Raw genomic sequence first — 935 nt, forward strand, 5'->3', positions numbered from 1 at the left:
GTATGGATGATGGTGGGGGAGCTTCTCCAGTCATAAAAGCCAATAACTTTCGTTCCTTTTGTCTCCATCGATCATCTTTCTTCAGTTCTTGTCGATAGGGTTCAAGGTCGTTGGCCAGATCAAAGAATAATTTCGACGTATGTTTGAACTCTTGCTCTTTTGTCTCTTCGATACCTAGCGCTTGCAGATTGAGTTGCGGCCAGGCGGATAAAAGGCGAAAGCAGTGAGCCAGCTGACTCAGACAGGATGCACTGGTTCTCTCACTGCCCTCCACAGCAAGAGCAGCCCAATGCAGCGCCTTCCCCAACAGAGTCGCATGTGCAGGCAATATGTCCACAACTTCCTTTAATTCCCGGAAGTAACGGATGCTAAAACATAACCAGGTTTCGAACCCTGCAAACAACTGTTTGTCGAGTTGCAGCCCATCAAACCGCTCCCACTCTCCCGTATCAATAAAAACAGCTGCAAGGCCCAATTCAATATCTTTGTCCCCACAGGGAGTGTTCACCTGTCCTCCGGCCGCCAAGGTACGCAGCCGGGTAAAGATGTCCAGAGCCGCTCTTAAATTGTCCGTGCCCCCCATGATCTGAAGATGCCTGCCCAGTGTTAATTCGATCTCCTTGTCCTCACAGGGGGTGTTCTCCACTCCACCTGCCGCCCGGATGCGCAACCGGGTATAGATGTCCTGAGCCGCTTTCATGCTGTCCGCTCCCCCCATAACCTCGAGGTGCCTGCCCAGAGCCAGTTCGATCTCCTTGTCATCACAAGGGGTGTTCACCTTCCCCCCTGCCGCCCGGGTGCGCAGCCGGGTAAAGATGTTCAGAGCAGCTTGCAGATTGTCTGTGCCCTTCATAACCTGAAGTAGTCTGCCCAGAGCCAATTCGATTTCCTTGTCATTACAGGGAGTGTTCGTCTTACCCCCTGCCGCCCGGGTA

1 protein-coding gene is annotated in these 935 nt (G+C 52.8%); it reads right to left on the reverse strand.

Going from position 1 to position 935, the window contains the following annotated elements; genetic code table 11:
• On the reverse strand, nt 1-935 hold a 935-nt coding region (locus E1189_RS05385), incomplete at both ends, for a hypothetical protein (protein ID WP_196221219.1).

It is taken from the genome of Parendozoicomonas verongulae (assembly GCF_009711465.1).
GTDB lineage: Bacteria > Pseudomonadota > Gammaproteobacteria > Pseudomonadales > Endozoicomonadaceae > Sansalvadorimonas > Sansalvadorimonas verongulae.